This is a genomic window from Thiocapsa marina 5811 (assembly GCF_000223985.1).
Classification (GTDB): domain Bacteria; phylum Pseudomonadota; class Gammaproteobacteria; order Chromatiales; family Chromatiaceae; genus Thiocapsa; species Thiocapsa marina.
This window is the reverse complement of record NZ_AFWV01000043.1, coordinates 1-2,274: the sequence shown is the minus strand read 5'-3', so window position 1 is coordinate 2,274 and position 2,274 is coordinate 1. Positions and strand designations below refer to the sequence as shown.

General features: G+C 65.4%; 1 protein-coding gene and 1 pseudogene. Both read left to right on the top strand.

All coding sequences use genetic code 11. From position 1 onward, the window contains the following. Nucleotides 1-376 precede the first annotated feature (376 nt). Complete coding sequence (locus THIMADRAFT_RS24135) at nt 377-1,756, top strand: IS4 family transposase (RefSeq protein WP_007195763.1); 1,380 nt, start codon at nt 377-379, stop codon at nt 1,754-1,756. Nucleotides 1,757-1,925: 169 nt separating this feature from the next. Further along, nucleotides 1,926-2,198 (top strand): annotated as a pseudogene (locus tag THIMADRAFT_RS24130) (bifunctional 5,10-methylene-tetrahydrofolate dehydrogenase/ 5,10-methylene-tetrahydrofolate cyclohydrolase); the annotation flags it as partial. Between the last annotated feature and the right edge of the window lie 76 nt (nt 2,199-2,274).

Here is a 2,274-nt window from a genome sequence, read left to right as displayed (position 1 = left end):
GATCCCCCTGTTGTTCTGAGTCCCGCCACCGCGCTGGATCCACCTCGCGCCGCCGGCCCACACCCCGGCCGCGCGAGACCGGGGGAGCGCTTCGCCGACCCCCATCACGCAACTTGATCGCGAAACCATCAAAATCGCTGACCGCACTCAGCCGGGCGCACGGATTTCGACGCACTGGCCGCGGTCGGGCTGAGGCCGTTGTTAGACAATTTTTCAGTCAGTTTGACGCTATTCGGAAATAACGTGGTCTGTCCCGAATGGCACTAAGATAAGCGAGGAGGCAAGCCCAAGGTTTTGAAAAAGCTGGGGAGAAGGGCTGCCAAGGTGATAGGCTGAACTCGCCAAAGCCAACTCACCACCTCGGACGGCAGCCCCCATGCATCCTAACCAGCCCGCCGCGCAACGGCAACGCGTCCTTGCCCATATCGCCGACACCGATGTCGGCGGATTCTTCGATCTGTTGACCGCTCCGCAGCTGCTCGACCGGGGCGAAGCGCTCCAGCCGCCGTTTCGCGAGCGGGTGTATTCCCCGACCGAGACCCTGGCGATGTTCATGACCCAAGCGCTCTCGGCGGACGGCAGTTGCCGTGCCGTGGTCAACGCCGCGGCGGTGCGGCGCGCGCTCGACGGCGACGCGCCCCTCGCGACCAATACCAGTGCCTATTGCCAAGCCCGGGCGCGCCTGCCGTTGCCGATGATCGCGACGCTGGCGCGCGAGGCCGCGGGGTTGGTGACGAAGGCTGCGCCCGGCTGGTGGCTGTGGCAGGGGCGACGGGTGCGCCTGGTCGACGGCGCGACGGTGACCTTGTCCGATACCCCGCAGAACCAGGCCAAGTATCCGCAGCCTGCCAGTCAGAAGGCCGGCCTGGGCTTTCCGATCGCACGGTTGGTGGCCTTGGTGTGTTTGGCGACCGGGGCGGTACTCGATGCCGCGCTCGGCCCCTGTGCGGGAAAGGGGAGCGACGAGCAGACGCTGCTGCGCGAGCTGCTCGACAGCCTGCAAAGCGGGGAGATCCTCCTCGGCGACGCCTTCTACGCGACCTATTTTCTGCTCTGCGAGCTGGTGCGCCGCGGCGTGGACGGGCTGTTCGAGCAACACGGGGCGCGCAAGCGCAGCACCGATTTCCGCCTCGGCGAGCGGCTCGGCGCGCGCGATCACCTGATCGTGCTGACCAAGCCGAAGAAGCGACCGGACTGGATGAGCCCCGAGGAATACGCTTGCGCCCCGGCGACCCTGACGGTGCGCGAGTTCCAGGCCGGCGGCAAGATCATGGTCACTACGCTGCTCTGCCCGAAGGCGACTCCCAAGTCCATGCTCAAGGTGCTGTACCGGCAGCGCTGGCACGTCGAGCTGGATCTGCGAAACCTCAAGACCACGCTCGGCATGGAGCATCTGCGCTGCAAAACCCCGGCGATGGCGCTCAAGGAACTGTGGGTCTACCTCTTGGCCTACACTCTGATCCGGCTCTTGATGGCGCAGGCCGCTCTGGTGGCGGACCAGATCCCGCGCCAGCTCAGCTTCAAGCATGTCGTGCAGATATGGGGGTGCGTACTGCAGCGCGGCGGCACCCGCGACAGCGTCTGCATCCATGCCTTGTTGGTCATGATGGCCGAACCCCGCGTGGGTCGACGAGCCGGTCGAATCGAGCCGCGCGCCTTGAAGCGGCGCCTGAAAAGCTACCCGCTGTTGACCAAGCCGCGGAAGATCGCCCGGGAGGAGGTCCGCGAACATGGCCACCCCAAGAAACAGCGTTGAGCGCCGCTTCCGTGTCGCGGATTCCGATCATGACAGACTGTTTTTGCGAAGATTTTCGCTTAAGTTAGTGCCATTCTGGTCTGTCCCGGTTTTCCCCCCATGCTCTTGACCCCATGCTCCTCGCACTTCGCATTGCGTGATTTCAAGACTTGACCCCCTGCTCCCCCGCGCCGAGAAGGCCCGCAGCGCCGACATCCTGGTCGCCGCGCTCGGACGCCCGCGCTTCATCCCGGGCGACTGGGTCAAGGAAGGTGCAATCCTGATCGATGTCGGCATCAACCGCACCGCGGAAGGCACGCTGGTCGGCGACCTGGATTTCGGCCCCTGCTCCGAACGCGCCTCCTGGATCACCCCGGTGCCCGGCGGCGTAGGCCCCATGACCATCGCCAGTCTGCTCGAGAACACGCTCCAGGCCGCACAACTGCACGCCGCGTTGCTTTAGATCGCGCGCCGTTCAACCGCTTAAACCGCGCCCGGTGCGGTATGCGGCATTTATTGGAATGGATTGGCCGCGCCAG